This is a genomic window from Catellatospora chokoriensis, from assembly GCF_011297315.1.
Classification (GTDB): Bacteria; Actinomycetota; Actinomycetes; order Mycobacteriales; family Micromonosporaceae; genus Catellatospora; species Catellatospora citrea.
This window is the reverse complement of the sequence record NZ_JAAOTI010000063.1, coordinates 1-5,347: the sequence shown is the minus strand read 5'-3', so window position 1 is coordinate 5,347 and position 5,347 is coordinate 1. Positions and strand designations below refer to the sequence as shown.

Here is a 5,347-nt window from a genome sequence, read left to right as displayed (position 1 = left end):
GATACGTTCATGATCAACCCGGCGGGGGGTGGGGTGGGGTGTGGTGGGGTGGGGTGGGGTGGGGGTTAGAGGGTGGTGTAGGCGAGGGTGATGTTGGCGAGGAGGAGGGTGGTGGAGATGGTGAAGAGGATGAGGGGGAGGCGGTAGCGGTGGATGGCCGCGAAGCCTGCGGCGATCGCGGACAGGCCGAGCACGCCGATCGTCAGGGCGGTGGGGGCGTACCAGGTGGGCGCGTCGAGGTTGACCGCCAGCGCCACGGCCAGGCGGCCGCCGGGGATCAGGCCGAGGAAACCCAGCGCCGCGGCCCAGACGCACAGGCCCAGCAACCGGCCGGTACGCGGGGACGGGTCGTCCTCGCCGGGCAGCCGGAAGCGCGACGACACGGCGGTACGCAGGCGGCCGGCGCCGTCCTGGTCGTCGGGAGCGGTGCGGGCGGACGGCATCACCGCGTGCTCGTCACTGGCAGTGCTCGGCGGGTTGCCCGCGGTGCCGGTCGGCATCGCGGTGGCGAGGACGCCGTCGGCGTCGCGCTCGGAGTTCGACTCAGTACGCACTGTGCTCGCCAATCCTCTGCCTGACCTGCCCGTTGATCGGGCCGTGCACTGAGTGCAACGGATGTTGGCGACCGTCCGTAACGGCAGGCCGATTACCGTGTCACGTTCGCGACACCTCGGAACGGACCGTTCCCCGGAAGGGGGGTTGGCAAAGTAGGCTGCGCAGCGTGACGGACGCGCCGATCGGCATCTTCGACTCGGGGGTCGGTGGGCTGACGGTGGCCCGGGCCATTCTCGACCAGTTGCCACATGAACGGGTCGTCTACCTGGCTGACACCGCGCACATGCCCTACGGGCCGAAGCCGATCGCGGACGTGCGCTCGTACGCGCTCAGCTGTCTGGACCGGCTCGTCGACCGCGGCGTGAAGATGCTGGTCATCGCCTGCAACACGGCTTCGGCCGCCTGCCTGCACGACGCGCGCGAGCGCTACGACGTGCCGGTGGTGGAGGTCATCCGGCCGGCGGTGCGGCGCGCCGTGGCCGCGACGCGCAACAGCAGGGTCGGTGTCATCGGCACCACAGCTACGATCAACTCAGGGGCGTACCAGGACTCGTTCGCCGCCGCGCCGCACATCGCGGTGACCGCGGCCGCCTGCCCGCAGTTCGCGGGCCTGGTGGAGCGAGGAGTGACGTCCGGCCGGGCGCTGCTCGGCCTGGCCAGCGCTTACCTGGAGCCGCTACAGCGGGCCCAGGTGGACACGCTGGTCCTGGGTTGCACGCACTATCCGCTGCTCACCGGTGTGATCAGCCTCGTGATGGGGGATCAGGTGACCCTGGTGTCGAGCGCGGACGAGACGGCGCGCGACGTTTATCGCGTCCTCGTGGAGCGCGACCTGCTGCGCCCGGACGACGCCCCGGCTCCTGCCCACGAGCTGCTGTGCACCGGCGACCAGGAGATCTTCGACCGGCTGGCGAAGCGGTTCCTCGGATCCGCGCTGGACCCTGCGGGAGCGCGGGCATGAGTGAGCGAAGCGAGCAGGCGCGCGAGCGCGCGATGAGACTGGGCATGGGGCACGGTGGCCTCGGATCTCGTGCCGGTGCTGCGCGAAGCGGAGCTGCGGCATGAGATTGACTGTGCTGGGCTGCGCGGGCAGCTTTCCCGGGCCGGAGTCGGCCTGCTCGGCATACCTGGTGGAGGCGGACGGCTTCCGGCTGCTGGTCGACTTCGGCGCCGGCTCGCTGTCGGCGCTGCAGCGCTACGCGAGCCTGAAGTCGGTCGACGCGATCCTGCTCAGCCACCTGCACTGCGACCACATGCTCGACGCCTGCTCCTACGTGGTGGTGCGCCGCTACGCCCCGGACGGCCCCTACCCGCCCATCCCGGTGTACGCGCCGGCGGGCGCGCCGGAGCGCATCGCGACGGCGTACAGCCTCGACGAGGGCCCGCTGGACGACGTCTACACGTTCTACGCGCTGCAGCCGGGCAGCTTCCCGATCGGACCGTTCCAGGTCAGCGTGGACCGGGTCAACCACCCGGTGGAGACCTACGGCGTGCGCCTGGAGCACGACGGGCGGGTGCTGGCGTACTCGGGCGACACGGCGCCGTGCGACGCGCTGCTGCGGCTGGCCCAGGGCGCGGACCTGTTCCTGTGCGAGGCGAGTTACCTCGACGGCGTGGACAACCCGCCGGACCTGCACCTGACCGGCGGCGAGGCGGGCGAGATCGCCACCAAGGCGGGGGTGCGCCGGTTGCTGCTGACGCATCTGGTGACCGCGTGGGGCTCGGAGGCCGAGACGCTGAACAACGCGGCCGCCACGTTCGCCGGACCCGTCGAGATCGTCCGCCCCGGTGCCCGGTACGAAGTTTGACCCCATAGGGTGGGCGCATGACCAGACCTGATGGGCGTGCGCCCGACCAGCTTCGCCCGGTCACCTTGACCCGGAACTGGAGCATGCATCCCGAGGGCTCCGTGCTCGTGGAGTTCGGCAACACCCGCGTGCTGTGCACGGCGAGCGTGACCGAGGGCGTGCCGCGCTGGCGCAAGGGCACCGGCCAGGGCTGGGTCACCGCCGAGTACGCGATGCTGCCGCGCGCCACGACGACCCGGTCCGACCGGGAGAGCGTCAAGGGCAAGGTCGGCGGGCGTACGCACGAGATCTCCCGCCTGATCGGCCGCGCGCTGCGGGCCTGCGTCAACCTCAAGGCGCTGGGCGAGAACTCCATCGTCATCGACTGCGACGTGCTGCAGGCCGACGGCGGCACCCGCACCGCCGCGATCACCGGGTCCTACGTGGCCCTGCACGACGCGGTGAGCTGGCTGGCCGCCAAGAACATGCTCACCCGCAAGCAGACCGTCGAGACCACGCTGCACCGCTCGGTCGCCGCGGTCAGCGTCGGCATCGTGTCCGGTGAGCCGCGCCTGGACCTGTGCTACGAAGAGGACGTGACGGCCGCCGTCGACATGAACGTGGTCTGCACCGGCACCGGCGACTTCGTCGAGGTGCAGGGCACGGGCGAGGACGGCGTCTTCGACCGCAAGCAGCTCAACGCCCTGCTCGACCTGGGCGTGGCGGGCTGCGAGACGCTGACCACGCTGCAGCGCCAGACGCTGGGCCTGCCCACGCTGGACGCGGCCGGCCTGCTGGAGGTGTTCCGCCGGTGAAGCTCCTGCTCGCCACGCGCAACGTCAAGAAGCTCGACGAGCTGCGCCGCATCCTGGCCGGTTCGCCGGAGCTGCTCAAGGTCGAGTTGGTCGGCCTCGACGACGTTCCGCCATATGTCGAGGTCCCCGAGACCGGCCTGACCTTCGCGGAGAACGCCCTGCTCAAGGCGCGTGAGGGGGCCAAGCACACCGGCCTGCCCACCGTCGCCGACGACTCGGGCCTCGCCGTCGACGCGCTCAACGGCATGCCGGGCGTCTTCAGCGCCCGCTGGTCCGGCCGGCACGGCGACGACCGGGCCAACCTGGACCTGCTGCTCGGCCAGATCGGCGACGTGCCCGACGAGCACCGCGGCGCGGCGTTCGTCTGCGCGGCGGCTCTGGTCCTGCCCGGCGGCGGCACCTCGACCAACGGCCGCGAGCACCTGGTCAGCGGCAAGATGACCGGCCGCGTGCTGCGCGCCCCGCGCGGCGAGGGCGGCTTCGGCTACGACCCGATCTTCGTCGCCGAGGGCCACACCCGCACCACCGCCGAACTCGACCCCGCCGAGAAGGACGCCATCAGCCACCGCGGCAAAGCCTTCCGCGCCCTAGCCGCCGTAATCGCCAAAAACCTCGCCTGACCCGCCGCCCGCCCCGCTCCGGGGCGGCGATCTTGCGTGGACTGTGGGTACGACACACTCGAACCGGTCATATCGTCAACAGTTCGTGCAAGATCGTCGCGATCAAGAGGAGCGGGGCGTGGCGGAGCGGGAGATGCGGGCGCGGGTCTGTGTGGTGGGGAGTGGGCCGGCGGGGTTGATGCTGGCGTTCCTGCTGGCGCGGCAGGGGATCGAGGTCGTGCTGCTGGAGAGGCACGCCGACTTCTTCCGGGACTTCCGCGGGGACACCATCCATCCGTCCACCCTGGACGTGCTCGACGAGCTGGGGCTGGGCGAGGCGATCGCGCAGCTGCCGGGACGCCGCGAGCCGGGCGTGACGGTCTCCTTCGACGACGGCACGTACCAGGTCGGGGATTTCACCCGGCTGCCGAAGCCGCACAACTACCTGCTGATCCTGCCCCAGTGGGACTTCCTGGACCTGATCGCCGCCGAGGCCGCGAAGCTGCCCGGGTTCACCCTGCTGCGCTCCACCGAGGCGGTGGACGTGCTGCGTGACGAGGCCGGGCGGGTCACCGGCGTGGCCGCGGTCGGGCCGGACGGGGCGGCGGTGCGGGTGCACGCGGAGCTGACGGTGGCCTGCGACGGCCGGTCCTCGGTGATCCGCGACAGGCTGGGGCTGGTCCCGGTGGACTTCGGCGCGCCGATGGACGTGCTGTGGTTCCGGATATCCCGGGAGCCGGCGGACCCGGCGGGCCTGCTCGGCCGGGTCGGGCCGGGCGCGATGCTGGTCATGATCGACCGGCACGACTACTACCAGTGCGGGTACGTCATCCCGAAGGGCGGCTACGCGCGCGTGCAGGCGGAGGGCCTGGACGGGTTCCGGCGGCGGGTCGCCGGGCTCGCCCCCATGGTGGCGGGCCGGGTCGGCGAGATCACTTCCTGGGACCAGCTGCACCTGCTGACCGTGCAGGTCAACCGGCTGGAGAAGTGGCACGTGCCCGGTGCGCTGTGCATCGGCGACGCCGCCCACGCGATGAGCCCGGTGGGCGGGGTCGGGATCAACCTCGCGGTGCAGGACGCGGTCGCCGCGGCCCGGCTGCTCGGGCCGAAGTTGAAGGCGGGCCGGCTGCGTACCGAGGACCTGGATCTGGTCCGCAAGCGCCGGATGTTCCCGACGCGGGTGACCCAGCGCGCCCAGCGGGTCGCGCAGAGCCGCCTGGTCGGCGCGGTCCTCCGTGCCGACGCCCCGATCAAGGCCCCCGGCGTCCTGAAGCTCTTCCGGCGCTTCCCGGTCCTGCAGGCCGTCCCCGCCCGCCTGGTCGGCCGCGGCATCCGCCCCGAACACGTCTCCTGACTGTCGACCCGCCTGCCACCTGCCGCCGGAGTCGCCCACGCGTGCCTCGCGCCGCGCTGCGCTGGACGGCTCACCTGATGATCGCTGTTTCCAGCCAGAACCTGCGCTCTTCCCCCACCCCGTAACACGAAACGGCGATAACCACGAGTCAGCCGGTGATGATCGCGACGATCTTGCGCGAACTGTTGCCGATATGGCCGATTTGGGCATGTCGTACCCACAGTTCGCGCAAGATCG

The 5,347-nt window shown here is 71.5% G+C and carries 6 protein-coding genes; 5 read left to right on the top strand and 1 reads right to left on the bottom strand.

Annotated elements, in window-relative coordinates; all coding sequences use genetic code 11:
- Positions 1-65: 65 nt before the first annotated feature.
- Positions 66-554, bottom strand: a complete 489-nt coding sequence (locus HAV39_RS41880; RefSeq protein WP_191844632.1) for a hypothetical protein — start codon at positions 552-554, stop codon at positions 66-68.
- A 167-nt stretch (positions 555-721) separates the two neighbouring features.
- Here HAV39_RS41880 and murI point away from each other — a divergent pair, with 167 nt between their 5' ends.
- From murI to HAV39_RS41855, 5 genes are all read left to right on the top strand, one after another.
- Positions 722-1,516, top strand: coding sequence for a glutamate racemase (gene murI / locus HAV39_RS41875; protein ID WP_191844631.1), 795 nt, complete (start codon positions 722-724; stop codon positions 1,514-1,516).
- Positions 1,517-1,616: 100 nt separating this feature from the next.
- Positions 1,617-2,363: an MBL fold metallo-hydrolase gene (locus HAV39_RS41870; RefSeq protein WP_155390763.1), complete on the top strand. Its 747-nt coding sequence runs from the start codon at positions 1,617-1,619 to the stop codon at positions 2,361-2,363.
- A 17-nt stretch (positions 2,364-2,380) separates the two neighbouring features.
- Positions 2,381-3,157, top strand: a complete 777-nt coding sequence (gene rph, locus HAV39_RS41865; RefSeq protein ID WP_191844630.1) for a ribonuclease PH — start codon at positions 2,381-2,383, stop codon at positions 3,155-3,157.
- Positions 3,154-3,777 (top strand): RdgB/HAM1 family non-canonical purine NTP pyrophosphatase, encoded by a 624-nt coding sequence (gene rdgB / locus HAV39_RS41860; RefSeq protein WP_191844629.1) that lies wholly within the window; start codon positions 3,154-3,156, stop codon positions 3,775-3,777. The genes rph and rdgB overlap by 4 nt, the downstream gene beginning before the upstream one ends.
- Before the next feature lie 133 nt (positions 3,778-3,910).
- On the top strand, positions 3,911-5,110 hold the full coding sequence (locus HAV39_RS41855; protein ID WP_191844633.1) for an FAD-dependent oxidoreductase: 1,200 nt from the start codon (positions 3,911-3,913) through the stop codon (positions 5,108-5,110).
- Positions 5,111-5,347: the final 237 nt, after the last annotated feature.